Here is a 20574-nt window from a genome sequence, read left to right as displayed (position 1 = left end):
TTCGGGGCGGGCTCAGGGGGCCGAATTCTGTGCTTGTCCGCGGTTTGCCGGATAAATACCCTTTCCGGCATCAATTTTGCTTCTGCTCTCCTGAGACATTTAATCAGGAGAAGTGAGATGACAACCAGCCGTTACCGTTACACCATATTTTCACTGCTGTTCCTGATCGCCCTGATCAACTATATCGATCGCGGTGCCCTGTCGTTTGCGGCCAACGCCATTGCGGCGGAGTATCACTTCAGCAAAGTCCAGCTCGGTGCAGTGCTGGGCTACTTTGGCTTTGGCTATCTGTTTGGTTCGCTGTGTGGCGGCTTTCTTGCCGACCGTATCGGCACGAAAAAAGTCTGGCTGCTGGCAGGCGTACTCTGGTCGCTGCTGGAGATCGCCACCGCCTGGGCGGGGGAACTGGGCATGGCGCTGTTTGGCGGATCCGCCATTATGGGCTTTGCTGCCCTTCGCATTATGTTTGGTTTTTCCGAAGGCCCGGCCTATGCGCTGATGAACAAGGCGATTGCTCACTGGGCACCCGATAATGAGCGCGGCTTTGCGCTGGGCATCGGCCTGCTCTCGACCCAGGTTGGCGCGCTGCTGACCGCCCCGATTGCGGTGGGCCTGCTGCTGCTGACCCATGACTGGCGGATGATGTTTATCCTGCTCGGTGTTTTCTCCCTGCTGGCGATGGCGCTGTTTGCCCGCACCTTCAGCGACAGCCCGGAGAAAAGTCCACATACCAATGCCGCAGAACGTCAGCTTATCCAGACCGGTCAGCGCCGCAGCGCGGGCGACAGCATACCACTGCCCTGGTGGCGCTTCTTTACCAGCCGCACCCTGGTCTGCAACGCGCTGGGCTACTTCTCATTCCTCTACATCACCTTTACCCTGGTGACCTGGATGCCGAAATATCTGCAGGATAATTTCCATTACGACCTGCACTCACTGTGGTACGTCGCGATGATCCCGTGGAGCGGCGCCTGTATCACGGTGCTGCTGGGCGGTCGCATTGCCGATGCCCTGCTGGCTCGCTTCCGTAATCTGCGTCTGGCGCGCAATCTGTTTGCCGCCGTCACGCTGTGCGGCACCGCCTGCTGCTTTATGGCGATCCCCTATGTGCAGTCGGCTGCGGGGATTATTGCACTGATGACCCTGGGCAATGCGCTGAATGCACTGGTAAACAATGTCTACTGGTCGGTGGTGATTGATGTCACCCCTAAAGCGTCGGTGGGCACCTACAGTGGCATGACGCTGGCGATAGCCAATCTGGCAGCGATTATCTCTCCGATGCTCTGCGGCTGGCTGGCGGAATATTACGGCTACAACGCGATGTTTACCGTCACCGCGCTGATCGCCTTTGGCAGTATGCTGGCAATGACACTGCTGCAACCGGAGAAGCCGCTGGTGGCCGAGGCGCAGACCGGCGCAGCGGACGTTTCTGCCGCCTGATCTTAAAAGAGGATTTCCTGACACGCGGGTGATCACACACCCGCGAAGAGTGACACTCCCTGAAAGGCTGCCGCTCAGGCGGCCTGACCTTGTTATTGGGCGGGATAAATTGACTGTTCGGGGATGCCCCGACGATCCCAGCGGCTGGCGATCAGCCATAACAGTGCCGTCGCAAACCAGCCGATGATCCACGAGACATCATTACCGGCAAAAATCCAGGTCAGCGATCCATGGTGCAGCGGATTATCGATAAACGGCAGTTGCACCAGCACGCCCAGAAAATAGACGGTAATACCGGCCAGGTTCCAGCGTCCATACCGCCCGTCCGGCTGCGACAGTGCCGGGACATCAACCCTGCCCCTGGTGATCAGATAGAAATCGGTCAGGCTGATCGCGCTCCACGGCACAAAGAAAGCCAGCAGAAACAGCAGGAAGTGGGTGAAGGATTTCAGAAAGGCCGGTTCACTGAGCAGAGCAATGACGCAGGCCAGCGTAACCATAAGCACCACAAACAGAATGCGCCCGCCCCGACTCAGCGTGGTTTGCTGCCGGAAGCCAGAGACAATGGTGGTCAGTGACATAAAACTGCCGTAGGCGTTCAGCGTGGTAAACGTGATTTTTCCAAAGCAAATGGCGAAATAAATCACCATGGCCATGGTCGCCGTGCTACCCATGCTCACGATGTAACCGACCTCATTGCCTGCAAACGCACTTCCGGCAATGGCAGCGACAATCACCCCCAGCGTCATTGACGCCTGCGTGCCAAGTACGGTGCCAAAAAAGACTGAACTGAAGAGTTTCTTTGCGGAGACATCAGCTGACAGATAGCGTGAATAGTCAGAGACATAAGGACAGAAGGCAATTTGCCAGGATGAAGACAGGGAGACCGCCAGCAGGAAATTTGCCGGGGTAAAGTGCTGATTCTGCCACACGGCTGATAAGTCATGCGCAGAGAACAGCGTGATAAACAGATAAGCAAAGGCTAAAACGCCAATGACGCTCGCCAGCTTGCCCAGTTGATGAATCACGCGATAGCCCAGCACCGCAATGATCACGATGAGGGTGCTGAACAGGATCATCCCGGTTGAATGACTGACATGGATAAGTTTAGCCAGCGCCTGCCCGGCTAATACTGTCCCGCTGGCTGAAAATCCCACATACATAATGCACACCAGCACCAGAGGAATAACAGCACCAAACACGCCAAACTGCATACGGCTGGTGATCATCTGCGGTAAACCCAGGCGCGGACCCTGGATCGCATGCAAAGACATGATCGCTGCACCCAGAATCTGCCCCACCAGTAAGCCGATAAGAGACCACACGACGTCTCCACCCAGCACCACGGCCAGCGCACCCGTGACAATAGCCGTGATTTGCAGATTGCCACCAAACCAGAGCGTGAACTGGTTAAAGGGATGACCATGACGTTCACCCAACGGGATGTAATCAATGGAGCGGGTTTCTGACAGGCCCTGTTTTTCTGAGCCTGAATAATCTGATACAGATGATTTGACCGACATAGATTCCTCGCTGGAACAGTGAGAGACGTGTTGACTGAAAGCGTGATTTGCCCAATCCAGGGTTGAGAGTACATGTCTATACAAGCAGCGATATTGTCATGCGCATCGGGAAGTTACAAGGCAACCGGTCATTGGAAAATGTGATGATATCGACAGGCCTGTCATGATGCGGGGCAGGAAAGGATGAGGAAGCGCGGGGACCTGTTTCCGGGGATAACGCCCTTATGGCGGGGCGTAAAACGGGAGTAAGGCATTTTGTTCGATCACCGCTACAGGCGACAGCGATGATCGGGTAACGCGTGCGATGTCAGGCCTGCCAGGTTCAGAGTGTGTGGAAGAGGAAAAACCCTGACGGTTACCCTTCAGCAACCACACGCTGACGATGACAGTCGGCCGGTTCCAGTTTTTGCCCCTGTGAAGAGATAACCTCCAGGCGCGGCAGCGGCTTTCCTTCCGCATTATCCAGCAGCACGGAGTGGGTTTCGCCCTTCTCAAAAAGGTAACGCTCGCCCCACTGGCGCATCGCGACCACAACCGGAAACAGCGAACGGCCTCTTTCGGTCAGGACATATTCGCTGTAGGCGCTACCGTCGGAGGCCGGCGCAATCTCAAACACCCCTACCTCCACCAGCTGCTTCAGGCGTGACGCCAGGATATTTTTCGCCAGCCTTAAATTCCGCTGGAAGTCACTGAATCTGCGGACGTCATCAAAGGCTTCACGCACGATCATCATGCACCAGCGCTCACCTATCGACTCCAGGGTTCTGGCGACCGGACACTCGCTGGTTCTCAGGGATTCCTGCTTAGCCATGCTCTTCTCTCACGCTGCCTGTCTCATGATGGCAGTTTAGCCACTCCGAAAAGAAGTTGCAAAAAAAAACCAGCCCGGTTAAAGATATCGCCAATCCAGTTTCAAATAAAAACCAGAAAGGAAAGCAACATGACCTGTACGATTGGCAAGATGCGTGATCCTGAAGCCGATTCGCCCCCAGCCGCGATCCCGGTGCTCTCGTCCCGGATGATCTTTTTGTTCTCACTCACCTCTGCGCTGGCGGTCGCCAATGTTTACTCGGCACAGCCTCTGCTGGAGTCGATCGCCGCCAGCCTGCAGGTTTCCACCGGCACCATTGGCACAGTGGTAACGGCCACGCAGAGCGGCTACGCCCTCGGGCTGATCTTTCTGGTGCCGCTGGGCGACTGCGTGAACCGCAAAAAACTGGTGATTACCCAGTTGCTGCTTTCCGTGCTGGCGTTAATCACTGCTGCGGTTGCGCCAGACCTGATGACGCTGCTCTGCGCAATGCTGCTGGTGGGATTAATGGCGGTGGTCACGCAGCTAATGGTGGCGTGGGCCGCCATGCTGGCATCACCAGAACAGCGCGGACAGGTGGTGGGCAGCGTGACCAGCGGCATCGTGATCGGCATCCTGCTGGCGCGGTTTGTTTCCGGGATGATTGCTGACCTGGCGGGCTGGCGGGCGGTCTATCTGACGGCTGCCTGCCTGTTACTCCTGATCTCGCTCATCCTGGCGAAAGTGCTGCCCGCCACAGCAGGTCAGACGCGGCGCACATCTTATCCTCACCTCTTATTGTCTGTTTTCCGTCTCTTCCTCACGGAACCGCAGCTGCGCAGACGCGGGATCCTGGCGCTGCTGATTTTTGCGGCCTTCAGTATGCTCTGGTCTTCGATGGTACTGCCACTTACCGGCCTGTCACTGTCACACACCCAGATCGGGATGTTCGGCCTGGCCGGACTTGCCGGTGCGCTGGCGGCCTCCAGAGCAGGTGCATGGGCTGACCTGGGCCTGGGGCAGCGTGCCACTGGCTTAGCCCTGGCGTTGCTGACCTTCTCCTGGCTGCCGATAGCCGCGCTTCACACCTCGTTACTGTTGCTGATTTTCGGGGTGATCCTGCTCGATTTCGCCGTCCAGACGGTACATGTGATTAATCAGAGCCTGATCGTGGGCGCCCGACCCGAGGCGGCAAGTCGTCTGGTGGGTGCCTATATGTGCTTTTACTCGCTGGGCAGTGCGCTGGGGGCCATCGCCGCCACTCAGCTTTATACGCACTGGGGATGGCAGGCTGTCTGCTATGCCGGTGCAGCGGTCAGTGCCTCTGCCTTTCTCTGCTGGTCCGGAGTTCGTCACTCATGAAATTAACGCATCTGCTGCTCGCCGTCATGATCACCGCCATCTGGGGGGTTAACTTTTCAGTTATCAAGCTCGGCCTGCAGGCGGTCGACCCGTTTATCCTGGCAGGTATCCGCTTTACGCTCTGCGCCCTGCCAGCGTTGTTCTTTATTAAGAAACCGGACGTGCCGTGGCGCTACCTGATCAGCTATGGTCTGGTCTTCGGGATTGGCCTGTGGGGTCTGGTGAATCTGGGGATTAAAACCGGACTGTCGGCGGGCATCGCCTCGCTGCTGCTGCAGTTCAGCGCCTTCTTCACGCTGCTGCTCGGTGGCTGGGTATTTAAAGAGCGTCTCAGCCGCTATCAGATCGCCGGGTGTGCGCTGGCCTGCGCCGGTCTGCTGAGCATTTTTTTCATTACCGATGGCTCAGTGACGTTTTCCGGCATGCTGCTGGTGCTGGCAGGCGCGGTCGCATGGAGTATTGCCAATATCATCAATAAAAAAGCGGGCACCCGGCAGGTTTTTGCTTTTCTGGTCTGGTCGAGCGCCTTTGCACCCATTCCACTCTTCCTGCTGGACGGGCTGGTCAATGGCAGCGCGGGCTATCACGCACTGTTCACCCAGCTGGATGTGAAGGCGGTGTTGTCGATACTGTTTCAGGTCTATCCCAATACCCTGCTGGGCTACTGGGTGTGGAACTGGCTGCTGAAACACTATCCGGTTTCAACGGTCGCGCCACTATCGCTGCTGGTACCGGTGTTCGGCATCCTGGGTTCAGTGGCGATATATGGCGAAACGGTTTCACCTCAGAAAATCGCCGCGCTGCTGCTGATCGTCGCCGGACTGGCCGTCGGGCTCTATGGCCAGCGGGTTGTGCGCTATTTCGGCGTACAAACCGGCTGACGGCGCCGTGGGGTGGCTATGCACCGTGCCGCTGGCAGAACGCTTCGATGTCACCGTGCTGAAAATCGGGCAGATTCGCCAGCAGTTTCTCCAGGGGCCAGTTCCACCAGGCAATGCGCTGGAGACGGGCGGCGATAGCCGGTGTAAAGCGCACCCGCAGTGGCCTGGCCGGCACCCCGCCCACGACGCTGTAGGGCGCGACGTTTTTCGTCACGACTGCACCCGCAGCCAGCACCGCACCATCACCAATGGTGACGCCAGGCAGCACAATTACGCCGTGACCTATCCACACATCGTGACCGATTATCACCCGATCGGCGCGACGGGCGGAAAAGAACCCCTCATCGCGTCGGGCGTCGGGGTGGTAATACTCCGGGCAGTAGGTAAAACGATGCTGGGAGGCGCGGTCCATTGGATGATTCGGCGCGCCAATGCGCACCTGATTAGCAATGGCGCAGAAGCGCCCCACCTGGGTATCGGCCAGGCAGCAGTGTTCGCCGACATAGGAGAAGTCACCCAGCTCGCTATACTCCAGCGTGCTGTGCGCCAGGATCTCACACTGCTGACCCACAGTGGTTTCGCGTATCTTCACACTCTCATCAATCCAGGTGTGCGCTAATCGGGCGGGCATAACGGCGGCAATGGACATAAAACTCCCGGTCTGGATAAGCAGCGCCCCGGCGGCGTGCTTTGCCGCACCACCTTACCCGCCTCCGATGACAGAGAATTGACAAAGAAAAAAGGCGGAGTGGTTAGCTCCGCCTTGTTTCAAGTTCCGGTTAACCTGCGTGACCGGTCAGTTGCATAAGGGCAACGATGATCTGCAAGATGACCCGGATAAGATCCAGAATCAGCTTAGTCAGTTCCATCACTTTCCTTCTCCTTTTACAGGAGCGCGCTGTTCGGCAACCAGGGCTTTGACTCTACCCGCCGGGCGCCTAAGCACATCTTTGTGGAGAGAGCTGAGCGGCACTCATGGTTAAAGCCACAGGCCAGCACCACCTGATGCCTGCCGGGATTTTAAAACCGTGCCCCTGGGAGCGGCCAGTCGACAATGAGGCGATGCTCAACACTCAACACCTGTATAAACATACAGCATTTTGGCGAAACTTGAAATCCTTAGCCGCACATTTTACAATCTTGTTTGTGGAGAGTGCTGAGCACCTCGTTCGCAGCGCGGTTACCAGCCGGGTAGCGAACAAAAAATAAAGGATTTGGCGAAATGCCAAATCCTTTTTTTATGCCTGCTTTCTGCTTAAAAAAGCAGCGCAATGCTTACTTCGCGGCGCTGATTCGCCACACGGTATTACCCGCATCGTCAGCAATCAGGACACCGCCCTGTTTGTCGCTGGCCAGACCGACCGGTAATCCACGCACCTGCTTTTCGTCGTCCGTCAGGAAGCCCGAGACCACCGTCTGCGGCTGACCCACCGGCTTGCCGTTTTCAAATTTCACCCACACCACTTTGTAGCCATTCAGCGGCGTACGGTTCCAGCTGCCATGTTCACTGATAAACGCACCGCCCTGGTATTGCGGCATGTTATCTGCGCCGTAGAACAGCAGCCCCAGCGGAGCGACATGCGAACTCAGGGCATAATCAGGCTTAATCGCCTTCTCAACCAGATCGGGACGCTGCGGTTCGGCACGGGTATCCACATGCTGACCAAAGTAGCTGTAGGGCCAGCCATAGAAGCCTTTGTCCTGCACTGAGGTCATGTAGTCTGGCACCAGATCGGAGCCAATTTCATCACGCTCGTTGACGATGGCCCACAGTTTTCCGCTCTGCGGTTCCCACTGTAAGCCGGTCGGATTGCGCAATCCGCTGGCGTAGATCCGGCTGGCACCGCTGGCCGCGTCCACTTCCAGCACCGCGGCGCGGCGATACTCTGCGCCAATGCCGTTCTCGGTGACGTTACTGTTGGAGCCGACACCCACATAGAGCTTGCTGCCATCGGGGCTGGCCAACAGCGCTTTGGTCCAGTGGTGGTTAATCGGCCCGCCCGGCAGTTCCGTCACCTCTTCAGGCGCGGTGCGGATCTCCGTCTCCCCTTCGCGATAGGGGAACTTCACCAGGCTGTCAGCATTCGCGACGTAAAGCGTATTGCCAATCAGCTGCATACCAAACGGCGAGTGCAGATTCTCAATAAAGCGGTGCTGCTCCCATTTGCCATTAACGTTGCGCAGCAGCGTAATCCGGTTGCCGCCAGCGCCGCCCTTACCTGACGCTTTCTGCACAATGCCCATAATAAGCTGTTTAGGCCGGGTAGTGGGTTTGGCCGGGCCGTTGGATTCTGCCACCAGCACATCGTTATTCGGCAGCACATAAACCTGACGCGGATGCTGCAGATTGTCAGCGATCTTTTCGATTTTCAGCCCGTCAGCCACTTTTGGCATTTCGCCCGCTTTCCACGGCGTGCCTTCCGGCACCTGCATCGGCGGCATAAAGAAGTTCTGTGCCTGCGGCAGTTCGGGATTCGGTCCGATCTGCTTCTGCGGATCGACCAGCGCACCATCATCACAGCCTGCCAGCAGTGCTGTCAGGGTAAGCGCGAGCAACGTTTTATGCGGTATCTTCATGGTGGCTCCTCCTTAAGCGCTACGCTGACGTAACGCAAGTTGCACATTCGCCAGCAGCAGCAGCGCTACCACCAGCGTCGAAAGCGTCACGCCCAGCGGGATGACAGCGGCGGCATCACGGCTGTGAATAAACGCATTGACGATAGCGATCACAATCGCCACCAGCCAGAGCCAGAAATGACTCTTTTCCGCACTGTCACTGCCGCGGAACAGATAAACCAGCGCGATGAGTCGCGGCACAATCGCCAGTATCAGTCCCAGCGCAATCAGCCAGCCTGCGGCATCCGTCCAGAACAGCACAAAGGTCTGGCTATAGAGAATATCGAACAGCCAGGCCGCGACAAAAAAGCCCAGCGGCACCGGCTCCAGCAGAGCGTACAGCGTCACGGCAAAGGCCGATCTTCCCAGGGTATTGCGCATGTTTCTCTCCATTTTTAACGTGAATGCGGACCGCGTCAGACGTCGCGCTGCTCAGAGCAACTGACTCCGCGCCTGTAAAAGATTAGTAAATCTGAAGAGAAACAGAGGGTTTATTCAGGAGGAATTGCAAATCAGGCGGATGACGTCCCTGTCATCGCCGGTCTGTCAGGGTTTATCAGCGGGTAAAGTGACCCAGTATCCTGGCTGATAAGGCAGCGGCAGGAACTTCTCGTGGAACGTGCGGAAGGTGGCGTCCGGATCCAGATCGGCAAACAGATCGGGATGCAGCCATTTCGCCAGCGCCTGGATAGCCACAAACTGGTAAGGGCTGTCGTAGAACTGATGCCAGATGGCGTGGACATTGCCGTTGTGCGCCACCGGCAGGGTTTTAAAAGCATCGCGCATCATCAGCCCCTTAAGACGCGCGGTAGCCTCGGTGACATTGGCACCCGGACCGACGCCGACCCATTTGCCCACGGTATTGTAATTCTTCCAGTTAGCGCCGGTCACCACCACCACATCAGGCTGGCTGGCGATAATCTGTTCCGGGTTAACGGTGCCGAAGGTGCCAGGGATCAGATCTTTAGCGATGTTACGACCGCCCGCAATCTCGACCATCTGACCAAAGTTTTCATTGCCAAACGACATGCAGCACTCGTCGCTGTAGCCGCCTGCGCGGTCAATCATCACTTTCGGGCGGTAGCCGGTAAAGTTCTTCAGACGCGAGGTGACAAGGTCAATCTGCTGCTGGCGGAAGGTGACAATTTCCTGGGCACGCGCCGGTTTGTTCACCAGTTCGCCCATGATGCGGATACTTTTCTCAGCATTCACCATCGGCGCTTCGCGGAAATCGATAAACACCACCGGCACGCCTACTGCCTGCAGTTTTTCAATCAGCTTGCCTTCATCGGTGGCGGCTTTGGATTCCAGATTCATCAGCACCAGATCGGGCTTCAGGGTTAACGCCTGCTCGACGTTGAAAGTGCCATCTTTCGCCCCGCCAAAGGTCGGTAATTTTTTAATTTCCGGATAGCGTTTTTCGTAAGCCTGATAACCGTCCCAGTCCGCTTTCGGGAAGTCGTCACGCCAGCCAATCACCCGTTTAAACGGGGCATCAGTATCAAATGCCGCCAGCAGATACATCTGACGGCCCTCACCCAGAATGATGCGTTTTGCCTCCTGCGGCACCTCGACCTGACGGCCTGCGACATCGGTAATCAATTTGGCCGAAGCCGTCCCTGCCAGCGTGAGCAGCCCCAGCGCTAAAAACCATTTTTTCATTGTAAAAACCCGCACAAATGATAATGAGAATTATTAATGTAAAGCGGCGTTACTATCACCTAAAACAGTGGTCAGGGGAAGTCATCCGGTTAAATGTTTTTTGCGGCGGGGTTAACTGGCGGAGTTTCGCTCAAAGAGATCCCTTAAGAGGAAAAAGCGCAGCGTGTCGCTGCTCACAAAACGGTCAGCTTTCGTGAATATGTTCACAACACCCTGGGCAGTTGCACACATATTAGCCATTAATCGTATCGTTTTGGCTAATGCGTTAATGAATTGTGAAGGCTAGATTGAAAATGAAACAGCGTTTTAATAATTCATCAGGACAGACTGCCACAGGAGCTTAACCGTGAAGATCAGCGCCATTGATGTCACCCTTTTTACCTATCCCACCCAGCGTTGCGCCGACAGCGCCGGGCACTCCCACCCTGGCCCGGAAAATGATGCGCAGATGGCGCTACTGACCCTGACCAGCGAGGAAGGCGACTGTGGTTACGCCTTTGCGCCGCCGGAAGTGGTGCGATCCCATGTGGTTAATGCCTTTTTCCGCAAAGTGCTGATCGGTCAGAACGCCTTTGACCGGGAGCGTCTTTGGCAGGATCTGGTGCACTGGCAGCGCGGCAGCGCCCATCAGCTCACCGAGCGGGCGCTCTCCGCTGTGGAGCAGGCATTGTGGGATCTGATTGGACGGAAGCTGAAACAGCCTGTCCACAAACTGCTGGGCGGCTATCGCGAGAAGATCCCGGCTTACGGCAGCACCATGTGTGGTGACGAGCTGAGCGGTGGATTATCAACACCGGATGAGTATGCGCAGTTCGCGGAAAAGCTGGTGGCACGCGGGTATCAGGCGATCAAGCTGCACACCTGGATGCCGCCGGTCTCCTTCGCCCCCAGCCCGGCGATGGATATCAAAGCCTGCGCGGCGGTGCGTGAAGCGGTGGGCCCCGATATCGCGCTGATGCTGGATGGCTACCACTGGTACAGCCGCAGTGACGCGCTGACCATCGGCAAGGCGCTGGAAAAGCTTAATTTCGCCTGGTTCGAGGAGCCGATGGAGGAAGAGAGCATGGCCTCTTACGCCTGGCTGGCCGAAAACCTCTCTATCGACGTGCTTGGTCCGGAGAGCCTGGGCGGTAAACATCACAGCCGCGCCGACTGGGTGCGTGCCGGAGCCTGCGACATTCTGCGAGCCGGTGCCAACGGCGTAGGCGGCATCTCGCCCACCCTGAAAGTGGCGAATCTGGCTGAAGCCTTTGGCATGGATTGCGAAGTGCACGGTAACGGTGCGGCCAGCCTGGCGGTGGTCGGGGCGATCCGTAACTGCCGCTGGTATGAGCGCGGCCTGCTGCATCCCTTCCTGGATTATGAAACACCGCCCGCCTACCTCAACAGCCTGATCGACCCGATGGACGATCAGGGATTTGTCCCCCTGCCCACCCGCAGCGGGCTGGGTGAGGATATTAACTTCAGCTGGATTGAGACGCACACGCTGAACCGCTGGTAAATCGCACTACCGAAGTACGGCAAACAATAATAACCCCGTCGCCCGCCTGCTGCCTGCCATCCCGGTGGTCAGCAGCAGGCAAAGTCGTAAACGGGAAAACCTCTGACCTGCTGGACTTTACCTATGACCCTGACACAACGATGTAGCGCGTGGCTGATCACGCTGCTGGTGCTGACGGGCAGCGCGTCAATCCAGGCAAAGACCCCGGATGACCAGCTGATCGTCGGCATGAATATGAATAACCTGCTCACCCTGGATCCGGCCGCTATGACCGGCAACGAAGTGGTCGGCATTGTCGTGAATCTCTATGACGGACTGGTCGAGCTGAACCCGCAGCAACTCACCGAGGTGCGCCCGGCGCTGGCGGAACGCTGGTCAGTCAGTCCGGATAACCGCACCCTGACTTTTCACCTGCGCGACAACGTCAGGTTTCACTCCGGCAATCCGCTCACCAGCGCCGATGCGGTCTGGTCGATGCGGCGGGTGCTGCATCTGAACCTCGCGCAGGCGTCGGTGTGGAAATCGTACGGCTTCAGCCGCGACAATGTAGACCAGATGATTACCGCGCCCGACGACCACACGCTGGTGATCACCCTTCCGAAGCCCAACGATCCGCAACTGGTGATCTACTCGCTGGCGGCGCTGGGCAGCATGGTGGTGCTGGACAGCAAAACCGTGCAGCAGCATGAGGTGGATGGCGACTGGGGCAACCGCTGGCTCACCACCCATGAAGCGGGCTCCGGCCCGTTCCGGCTGGATGTATGGCAGGCAAAAGATGTGCTGCGCATGAGTCGTGCGGCTGATTACTGGCGCGGCGAGGCGAAGATGTCGCGGGTGGTGTTCCGCCATCTGCAGGAGTCGCAGACCCTGCGGCTGATGATGGAGAAAGGCGATCTGGATATCGCCAGTAACATGGCGATCCCCGACGTGCGCGCCCTGCGGCACGACCCCGACCTTACCATTGATGCGGTAAGAAAAGGAACGATCTACTACCTGGCGATGAGCATGAAAGATCCGCACTTCGACAATATTAAAGTGCGGGAGGCGGTACGCTACCTGGTCGATTATCAGGGCATCAATAAAAGCCTGATGACCGGCTATGGCGAGCTGCATCAGCGCCCGATTCAGGCTGGCATGCCCGCCACGCTGCCCGATCCCGGTTACCGGCTCGATGTGCCGCGCGCCCGCGCACTGCTGGCTGAAGCGGGTTATCCGGACGGCTTCGACACCACGCTGCGGGTGCTGGCCGATCAGCCCTTTCTGAACATCGCCATCGCCGTGCAGTCGACGCTGCTCCAGGGCGGGATCCGCGCAAAAATCATCACCGGCACCGGTAACCAGATCTATGGCGCGATGCGCGACCGCCAGTTCAGTCTGCTGGTCGGACGCGGCGGCAGCGGCGTGGAGCCACATCCCCACTCCAGTCTGCGCGCGCTGGTCTATAACCCGAATAATGCTGACAGCGCCCGGCTGACCAACTTCCAGGGCTGGCGCACCGGTTTCTACGACGCACAGCTCAACAGCATGATCGATCAGGCGCTGGTAGAGCGCGACAAAACCCGCCAGCAGCAGGCCTATTACGCCATCCAGCAGCGCTATGACCAGCTGGTGCCTGCACTGATGCCGATTTCACAAATGCTCGACTCCGTGGTGGTCAGCAACCGGGTGCAGGCTTATCAGCCGCATCCCTCAGCGACCACCTTCCTCCGCGATGTCTGGAAAACCCCTGAAGCCAAAGCGGGAGGCACCCTATGATCCTGACCCTGACCCGAACTCAGTGCCGCCGCATCAGCCATCGTGCGGTGCAGGTAGTGATTACCCTGTTCGGCCTGCTGCTGCTGACCTTTTTTATTGGCCGGGTAATGCCGCTGGATCCGGTGCTGGCGATTGTCGGCCCCGATGCCGATCAGGCCACCTATCAGCAGGTTTATCACCAGCTCGGCTTTGATAAACCGCTGTGGGTGCAGTTTGGCATCTACCTTAACGCGCTGCTGCATGGCGATCTCGGCCATGCGCTGCTCACCGGTCAGCCGGTGGTGCATGACATTGTGCGCGTCTTTCCGGCAACCGTAGAGCTGGCCACGCTGGCGATTGTGATTGGCGCAGGACTGGGCGTGCCGCTGGGTGTGCTGGCGGCGGCGCGTCGCAACAGCGTCATCGACTATGTGGTGCGGATGCTCAGCCTGGCCGGTTACTCCACCCCAATCTTCTGGGTCGGCATGATTGGCCTGCTGCTGTTCTATGCCCATCTCGGCTGGGTCGGCGGCGCAGGTCGGGTGGACTTCAGCCTGGATGGCATCGTGCCACGTCGCACCGGCTTTATGCTGATTGACGCCCTGCTGGCGGGCAACAGTCAGGTGTTCTGGAATGCGCTGAATCATCTGGTGCTGCCCGCCTCGCTGCTCGGCTTTCACTCCATGGCCTATATCAGCCGCATGACGCGCAGCTTTATGCTCGCGCAGCTGTCGCAGGAGTTCATTCTGACCGCGCGGGTCAAAGGCCTGACCGAATGGCAGGTGATCTGGCAGCACGCCTTCCGCAATATCCTGGTGCAGCTGCTGACCGTGGTGGCGCTGGCCTATGGCTCGCTGCTGGAGGGCGCGGTGCTGATTGAAACCGTCTTCTCCTGGCCCGGCTTTGGCTCCTACCTCACCGGCAGCCTGATGCTGGGCGATATGAATGCGGTGATGGGCTGTGTGCTGGTGGTGGGCCTGATTTTTGTGCTGCTTAACCTGATCTCCGACCTGCTCTATCAGGTGTTCGATCCGAGGACCAAAGTATGACGATCTCTTTTGACGCTGCGTCTGTGAGTCATTCCCGTGAGCGGCTGGTGCGCTGTCAGCGTTTTGCTGCCCGCTGCGGCTATTTCCTCTGGCGCATGGCCTGTAATCCCCTGACCGCGATTGGTGGTGGCATAGTGCTGCTGCTCTGCATCGTGGCGCTGTTCGCGCCCTGGATCGCGCCGTATCACCCGCTGGTTCAGGATCTGAACAATGCGCTGACGCCTCCCGGCGCGGCCCACTGGTTCGGCACCGACGAGTTTGGCCGGGATATCTTCAGTCGTCTGGTGTGGGGCGCACGCATCACGCTCTACATCGTGCTGCTGGTATCGGTCACCGTCGGGCCGCTGGGCCTGCTACTGGGCGTCACCGCCGGTTATTTTGGCGGCAAAGTCGACGGCGTGCTGATGCGCGTCACCGATATCTTTATCTCCTTCCCGAGCCTGGTACTGGCGCTGGCCTTTGTTGCCGCGCTGGGGCCGGGTCTGGAGCATGTGGTGATCGCCATTACGCTCACCGCCTGGCCACCCATTGCCCGTCTGGCCCGCGCTGAAACGCTGTCGCTGCGTCAGGCGGACTTTATCTCGGCGGTGCGCTTACAGGGCGCGTCGCCGCTGCGGGTGCTCTGGAAGCACATTATTCCCCTCTGCCTGCCGTCGGTGATTATCCGCATCACCATGAATATGGCGGGCATTATCCTCACCGCCGCCGGGCTGGGGTTTCTCGGGCTGGGCGCGCAGCCGCCGGATCCGGAATGGGGCGCGATGATCGCCAGTGGCCGCACCTACATGCTGGAGTGCTGGTGGGTGGTGACCGTTCCCGGTCTGGCGATCCTGATTAATAGCCTGGCATTTAACTTCTTAGGAGATGGCCTACGTGACCTGCTCGATCCCCGCAGTGAGTAACGCCTCGCCGTTGCTCGACGTGCGCGATTTGCACGTGAACTTTGTTAACGGACGCCAGATAACCCCGGCGGTGCGTGGCGTCTCCTTTCAGCTCGGTCAGGAGAAGCTGGCGATTGTCGGTGAGTCCGGCTCCGGTAAATCGACCGTGGGTCGCGCCCTGCTGCAGCTGCATCCGGCTAAGGCGCGCATTGAGGCGAGCCGGATGCAGTTTGGCGATATCGACCTGTTGCACGCCAGCCCGGCAGAGATGCGCGCTATTCGTGGCAAACGCATCTCGATGATTATGCAGGACCCGAAATATTCGCTGAATCCGGTGATCCGGGTGGGCGAACAGATTGCCGAAGCCTGGCGCAGTCACCATCGCGGCCAGAAATCGGCGGCACGTCAGCGGGCGCTGGCGATGCTGGAGGAGGTGCAGATCCGCGATCCTGAACGGGTATATCAGCTCTATCCCCATGAGATTTCCGGCGGCCAGGGGCAGCGCGTCATGATCGCCATGATGCTGATCACCGAGCCGGAACTGGTGATTGCCGATGAGCCCACCTCTGCGCTGGATGTCTCGGTTCGCCTGCAGGTGCTGGCGCTGCTGGATGATCTGGTGAAAGCGCGCGGTCTGGGACTGATTTTTATCAGTCACGATATCAATCTGGTGCGCAGCTTCTGCGATCGGGTGCTGGTGATGTATGCCGGACGCGTGGTGGAGTCGCTGGCCGCCAGCGAACTTGACCGCGCGCAACATCCCTACACCCAGGGACTGCTGGCAGCACTGCCCGACCTTGATCGGCGGCGCACGCGTCTGCCAGTGTTACAACGTCACGCCAGCTGGCTAACTGACTAAGGAGTTACGATGATTGAGGTGAAAAATCTCAACCTGAGTTTTGGTGAAGAGGGTCGCCGTAATCAGGTGCTGTTCGACGTCAGCCTGCAGGTTAAACAGGGTGAAATCTTCGGGCTGGTCGGTGAGTCGGGCTCGGGCAAAACCACGGTGCTGAAGTGTCTGGCGGGCCTGTTTAATCACTGGCAGGGAGAGCTGACCATTGATGGCCAGCCGCTGGCGCACCGCATCGATCGGGCGCGCTGCCGTCAGGTGCAGATGGTGTTTCAGGACCCTTATGGCTCCCTGCATCCGCGTCATACGCTGGGCGATATCCTTGAAGAGCCATTACAGATTCAGGGTATCGGGCAGCGCCAGCAGCGCGTCGTGGCGATGCTGGATAAGGTCGGGCTGAATCGCGCCTGGCAGACGCGTTATCCGCACCAGCTTTCCGGTGGTCAGCGTCAGCGCGTGGCGATTGCCCGTGCGCTGATTTTAGAGCCGCGCGTGCTGCTGCTGGATGAGCCGACCTCCGCACTGGATGTTTCGGTGCAGGCGGAGATCCTCAATCTGCTCAGCGATCTGCAGCAGCAGGAGAACCTGACCTATCTGATGGTGACGCACGATCTCGGCGTGGTGGCGCACCTCTGCCATCGCGTGGCGGTTATGCAACAGGGCAAGGTGCTGGAGACGCTGGATGTGCCGACGCTGGTGGCCGACCGCGCCGCGATACCCTACACCCGGATGCTGGTAGAGGCGAGTCGTCATTACAATCCGGCGCTGGCGCAGCAGAGCTGACGTTCAGCTGATGTCGGGAAAGAGAGAATAAAAAAAGGCCGGTCAGACCGGCCTTATGACCCCGGATGCGTTAGTGGGTCAGCTGACGCACAAAAGCGACGATTTCCTGATTTTTGCCATGCTCAAACAGACACTGCTGGAAGCGTGGGCCACTAACGGCAGTACGCACCAGTTCAGGTTCGATGGCGCGCAGCGTGTCGAGGTAGTTCTCTTTGATCACGGCAGCTTTGACCTGATTCAGCAGACCGGCATTACGCACCTGCGGCTCTTTACGCTCTGGCGGATAGCCATTGCCCTTCTCGCCGGTGAAGGCTTTTTCAAAGATAAAGCGCAGGTTAAGTTCAGCGCCCCAGCCAAAGCCTTTGGCGAATGGCAGAGATAAAGCATTACCGTTGTTGATCTGGGCAAACAGGTAGGCATCCGCCGGATCGATACAGTAGCCGCAGACGACGCCCGGATGAATGTTAAGCGACATCAGCGCACCCTGCCCGGTGCCGCAGCCCGCGACCACGAAATCCACGGCCTGACTGTTGAGCAACACGCTGGCCTGAATGCCGAGGTGAATATAGGTCAGGTGGTGATCCTGCTCATCGCTCATACCGACGTTGAAGACCTGATGGCCCAGCGGCTGTGCGACGCCTTCCAGTTCTTTCAGCACGGTAACGTTTTTAGCGGCCTGGCTGTTTTCCATCATTAACGCGATTTTCATGATCTACCCTTATAAATTAATTGAAACACCGTTTCATTTTAGTGAAAAACCACTAAAGTGCATAAACTAATTCACCCGAGTGCTGTGAGATCCATCACAAAACGGTCACCGCAGCAGGGGCAACCGCAGGAGGATTGCGATGTTTATCTACCATAAAGAGCGACCACTGGAAGATCTGGGCAACGGCGTGACCCGCCGCGTGCTGGCATACGGCGGCACTATGATGGCGGTAGAAGTGATTTTTGAGAAAGAGGCTGTCGGCCCGCTGCATCACCATCCCCACGAGCAGCTGACCTATGTGCTGAGCGGACGTTTTGCCTTCACCATCAATGGTGAAACGCGTGAGGTGGGCGCAGGAGATACGCTCTACAAAGCGCCCAATGTGGTTCATGGCTGTGTCTGTCTTGAGGCGGGCACGTTACTGGATACGTTTACACCGCAGCGCGAAGATTTCCTGACCGCTAAATAGTGCAGGCGGCCCGGTGGGCCGCCTGCTGACCTGACGCAGGACTGACCTGGTTTTTCCCGTCTCCGCATCCTGCTTCAGGCCCGCAGAATTTTTCTGAAATTCCTTCTCCCGCTAACTTAATGATTAGCTGACATTTACGCCGCAACCGCGCTGCGCTTAGCTTCGTCCTGAAAATCAATCGGGCAGATTTCTGTACAAATTCCGGATCGTTGTATAAGTTTAATAGCAATCGCCGAACATTTTTTAACCCGAAACAGGACAATACTATGCCAATGCAAAACACCCTCACGTTGCCGGTGAATCACAGTGGCCCGATCAAAAATGAGTTTAGTTCATCCTTTGCCGTGTCTGAACAGGACAAACTCAACTTTCTGATCGAAGAGTTACTGGAAGCGGGCAAGGAAAAAAGCTGTATGGAACTGCTGCGCCACCTGGCATCCGCAGACAGTGCAGAAGAAGAGGCATGCTGCCGCGAACTGCTGACGTTGCTGATGGCACAAAAATGAAGTCAGTTGCCAGCTGTTCAGCGCCGATTCACCCCTTTCTGAAAGCGTATCTGATATTGCACTCAACGCCTGACCGCACTTCCCCGTTCAGGCGTGTCAACGTGCCCAGCGAAAGCCGCGGTTTTTGCTGAATGCAGTAACGCCCGCAGCAGCGAAGGCTGTTACGCGCGGTAAATCCGGGTTTTACTCACCAGCAACTTTATGCCTCTCATTGCTTATCTCTCCCCTGTTTTGTTAGCCTGAATCCCGCTTCGGCGAGACCTGCTTTACCTTCCTTTCGCGTAATGCGCGCGGTTCACTATCAGGCTGACACAGGAGTGATATGACCATGACCTTTGCCCCCGCCACGCTGCATCTGCTGTGTGGAAAAATTGCCTCCGGGAAATCGACGCTGGCGGCTGAGCTGAGCGCCGCCCCCGATTGCGTGGTGATCAGCGAGGATCAGTGGCTCGCCGCGCTCTATAAGGACGAGATGCAGTCGGTGGCCGATTACGTGCGCTATGCGGCAAAACTCAGAAAGGCGATGACGCCTCATCTGGTCGCGCTGCTTAACGCAGGCGTGTCGGTGGTGCTCGATTTTCCTGCCAACACCCGGGCGAATCGCGACTGGATGATGTCGGTGATTAAGGCATCCTCTGCCGACCATCGCCTGCATTATCTGGACGTACCGGATGCGCTGTGTAAATCGCGCCTGCACGCCCGAAATCAGGACGGCGAACACGCCTTTGCCGCAACGGACGATCAGTTCGCGCTGATTACCCGCTATTTCGAAGCGCCGCAGGAGGAAGAAGGCTTTAACCTGGTGCGCCACGGTTAATGCCTTCTGGCGTGGGATCTTAAGAGAGGTCGAGTGCCGCGAGCACGTCAGCAATCTGCTGGCAGTCCGCCGCGGAGAGTGGCAGCAGCGGGCGCGGCAGGGAGTCGCGTTCGGTCAGTCCCAGCAGCCCCGCCGCGGCGCTGATCACCCGGAAACTGCCGCCATGCTGGCGGAACAGCGCCCATAACGGCTGCAGGCGATCGGACTGCGCCCTGACGCTCTGATGGTCGCCTGCGGCCGCCGCTTCGGTCATCGCTTTTGCAACGCGCGGAAACAGTCCGCCGCACACCGAATACCAGCCATCACAGCCCGCAATCAGCCCGTTGGCGGCTGAGGCATCGCCACTGACGCCAATCGATACGGAATCTGGCAGCGTGCCGCGCAGCTGAGCGAGGCGATCGTTAGCCGCAGATTGCTCCGCCGGTACACCAGGAATTTTCACTGACCCGACACCGGAAAGTGCGGCGATCCGGCTCAGCAGCGCATCGGAAAACGTAAAATGGGTGGTGCCGGGATTGTCATAGATACAGACTGGCACCGAGGCGTGTCGCGTCACGGTCTCGAAAAGCGTGAACACCTCATCTTCATTCAACGTCTGATAACCCAGCGGCGGCAGCAGTAAGGCGGCCGCGCCCGCCTGTTGCGCGTCCTCCGCCAGCGCCAGCACCTCGTCAGTGCCCACCGCACCAATGCAGATCATCACCGGAATCGACTCTGCATGTTCCACCGCCAGTTCTGCGATACGCCTGCGCTGCGCGCGGGTGAGATAGGCGTAGCTGCCGGTGGACCCCAGCACGCCAAGTGAATCGACTTTTGCATCAGTCAGCCTGCGCAGCAGCCGCAAAAAAGCCGCTTCATCGGGCTTGCCTGCCGCAAAGGGAGTAAGGGGGAACGCACTGAGTCCGCTGAACATATCATCTGCTCCATTACAAGATTGCACCGGCTGGAGGTCGCCCCTGCAGCCATATTTCGTTACCGGCCGAAGCATCAACCCGCCCCGC

Annotated in this window: 20 protein-coding genes; 12 read left to right on the top strand and 8 right to left on the bottom strand. The window is 58.1% G+C overall.

The features are described from left to right. Positions 1 to 117: 117 nt before the first annotated feature. Positions 118 to 1440 carry an MFS transporter gene (locus tag HFD94_RS07485; protein WP_061703962.1) on the top strand — a complete coding sequence of 441 codons (1323 nt, stop codon included), beginning with the start codon at positions 118 to 120 and terminating at the stop codon, positions 1438 to 1440. 92 nt (positions 1441 to 1532) lie between these two features. Here the strand turns inward: HFD94_RS07485 and HFD94_RS07480 are convergent, their stop codons facing one another. Together HFD94_RS07480 and HFD94_RS07475 are read right to left on the bottom strand one after the other, a co-directional pair. Beyond that, positions 1533 to 2963, bottom strand: coding sequence for a cytosine permease (locus tag HFD94_RS07480; protein WP_062757637.1), 1431 nt, complete (start codon positions 2961 to 2963; stop codon positions 1533 to 1535). A gap of 355 nt (positions 2964 to 3318) precedes the next feature. Then, a complete protein-coding gene (locus HFD94_RS07475; RefSeq protein WP_167432960.1) occupies positions 3319 to 3774 on the bottom strand; it encodes a helix-turn-helix domain-containing protein in 456 nt (151 codons plus the stop codon). Between the two features lie 129 nt (positions 3775 to 3903). Between HFD94_RS07475 and HFD94_RS07470 the strand changes: the two genes are divergently transcribed. Together HFD94_RS07470 and HFD94_RS07465 are read left to right on the top strand one after the other, a co-directional pair. Continuing rightward, positions 3904 to 5115: an MFS transporter gene (locus HFD94_RS07470; RefSeq protein ID WP_167432959.1), complete on the top strand. Its 1212-nt coding sequence runs from the start codon at positions 3904 to 3906 to the stop codon at positions 5113 to 5115. Beyond that, positions 5112 to 5996: an EamA family transporter gene (locus tag HFD94_RS07465; RefSeq protein ID WP_167432958.1), complete on the top strand. Its 885-nt coding sequence runs from the start codon at positions 5112 to 5114 to the stop codon at positions 5994 to 5996. Before HFD94_RS07470 ends, HFD94_RS07465 begins: the two co-directional genes overlap by 4 nt. A 16-nt stretch (positions 5997 to 6012) precedes the next feature. Here the strand turns inward: HFD94_RS07465 and HFD94_RS07460 are convergent, their stop codons facing one another. The 4 genes from HFD94_RS07460 to HFD94_RS07445 all read right to left on the bottom strand — a co-directional run bounded on the left by HFD94_RS07460 (position 6013) and on the right by HFD94_RS07445 (position 10274). Then, positions 6013 to 6645, bottom strand: a complete 633-nt coding sequence (locus HFD94_RS07460; protein WP_167432957.1) for a DapH/DapD/GlmU-related protein — start codon at positions 6643 to 6645, stop codon at positions 6013 to 6015. Between the two features lie 626 nt (positions 6646 to 7271). Next, positions 7272 to 8573 (bottom strand): sorbosone dehydrogenase family protein, encoded by a 1302-nt coding sequence (locus HFD94_RS07455; protein ID WP_010670132.1) that lies wholly within the window; start codon positions 8571 to 8573, stop codon positions 7272 to 7274. Between the two features lie 12 nt (positions 8574 to 8585). Then, positions 8586 to 8993: a hypothetical protein gene (locus tag HFD94_RS07450; RefSeq protein WP_010244987.1), complete on the bottom strand. Its 408-nt coding sequence runs from the start codon at positions 8991 to 8993 to the stop codon at positions 8586 to 8588. A gap of 165 nt (positions 8994 to 9158) precedes the next feature. Further along, positions 9159 to 10274, bottom strand: coding sequence for an ABC transporter substrate-binding protein (locus HFD94_RS07445; RefSeq protein ID WP_167432956.1), 1116 nt, complete (start codon positions 10272 to 10274; stop codon positions 9159 to 9161). 346 nt (positions 10275 to 10620) lie between these two features. Between HFD94_RS07445 and HFD94_RS07440 the strand changes: the two genes are divergently transcribed. From HFD94_RS07440 to HFD94_RS07415, 6 genes are all read left to right on the top strand, one after another. Continuing rightward, the gene (locus tag HFD94_RS07440; protein ID WP_167432955.1) at positions 10621 to 11775 is read left to right on the top strand and encodes a mandelate racemase family protein; all 1155 of its coding nucleotides are present in this window, start codon (positions 10621 to 10623) and stop codon (positions 11773 to 11775) included. A 123-nt stretch (positions 11776 to 11898) separates the two neighbouring features. After that, positions 11899 to 13530, top strand: a complete 1632-nt coding sequence (locus HFD94_RS07435; protein WP_167432954.1) for an ABC transporter substrate-binding protein — start codon at positions 11899 to 11901, stop codon at positions 13528 to 13530. Next, positions 13527 to 14558, top strand: a complete 1032-nt coding sequence (locus tag HFD94_RS07430; RefSeq protein WP_010245000.1) for an ABC transporter permease — start codon at positions 13527 to 13529, stop codon at positions 14556 to 14558. Before HFD94_RS07435 ends, HFD94_RS07430 begins: the two co-directional genes overlap by 4 nt. Further along, the gene (locus HFD94_RS07425; RefSeq protein ID WP_010245003.1) at positions 14555 to 15460 is read left to right on the top strand and encodes an ABC transporter permease; all 906 of its coding nucleotides are present in this window, start codon (positions 14555 to 14557) and stop codon (positions 15458 to 15460) included. Before HFD94_RS07430 ends, HFD94_RS07425 begins: the two co-directional genes overlap by 4 nt. Further along, entirely contained in the window at positions 15432 to 16298 is an 867-nt protein-coding gene (locus HFD94_RS07420; RefSeq protein WP_010245006.1) for an ABC transporter ATP-binding protein, read from the top strand. The genes HFD94_RS07425 and HFD94_RS07420 overlap by 29 nt, the downstream gene beginning before the upstream one ends. Before the next feature lie 9 nt (positions 16299 to 16307). Further along, on the top strand, positions 16308 to 17072 hold the full coding sequence (locus HFD94_RS07415; RefSeq protein ID WP_167432953.1) for an ABC transporter ATP-binding protein: 765 nt from the start codon (positions 16308 to 16310) through the stop codon (positions 17070 to 17072). Positions 17073 to 17142: 70 nt separating this feature from the next. On the opposite strand, the gene HFD94_RS07410 is transcribed toward HFD94_RS07415, so the two are convergent. After that, the gene (locus tag HFD94_RS07410; protein WP_033767204.1) at positions 17143 to 17781 is read right to left on the bottom strand and encodes an RpiB/LacA/LacB family sugar-phosphate isomerase; all 639 of its coding nucleotides are present in this window, start codon (positions 17779 to 17781) and stop codon (positions 17143 to 17145) included. Positions 17782 to 17920: 139 nt separating this feature from the next. On the opposite strand from HFD94_RS07410, the gene HFD94_RS07405 reads away from it, so the two are divergent. The 3 genes from HFD94_RS07405 (at position 17921) to HFD94_RS07395 (ending at position 19573) form a co-directional block, all read left to right on the top strand. Then, entirely contained in the window at positions 17921 to 18250 is a 330-nt protein-coding gene (locus HFD94_RS07405; RefSeq protein ID WP_010245017.1) for a cupin domain-containing protein, read from the top strand. A 266-nt stretch (positions 18251 to 18516) separates the two neighbouring features. Then, positions 18517 to 18756 carry a hypothetical protein gene (locus HFD94_RS07400; protein ID WP_064691309.1) on the top strand — a complete coding sequence of 80 codons (240 nt, stop codon included), beginning with the start codon at positions 18517 to 18519 and terminating at the stop codon, positions 18754 to 18756. Between the two features lie 322 nt (positions 18757 to 19078). Next, the gene (locus tag HFD94_RS07395) at positions 19079 to 19573 is read left to right on the top strand and encodes an ATP-binding protein (RefSeq protein WP_064691308.1); all 495 of its coding nucleotides are present in this window, start codon (positions 19079 to 19081) and stop codon (positions 19571 to 19573) included. Between the two features lie 19 nt (positions 19574 to 19592). Here the strand turns inward: HFD94_RS07395 and HFD94_RS07390 are convergent, their stop codons facing one another. Then, the gene (locus tag HFD94_RS07390) at positions 19593 to 20486 is read right to left on the bottom strand and encodes a dihydrodipicolinate synthase family protein (protein WP_064691307.1); all 894 of its coding nucleotides are present in this window, start codon (positions 20484 to 20486) and stop codon (positions 19593 to 19595) included. Positions 20487 to 20574: the final 88 nt, after the last annotated feature.

Origin of the sequence: Pantoea sp. EKM20T (assembly GCF_011800485.1) — a bacterium.
In the GTDB taxonomy this organism is placed as follows: Bacteria; Pseudomonadota; Gammaproteobacteria; order Enterobacterales; family Enterobacteriaceae; genus Pantoea; species Pantoea agglomerans.
The sequence above is the reverse complement of the archived record's forward strand: the minus strand, read 5'-3'. Positions and strand labels throughout refer to the sequence as shown.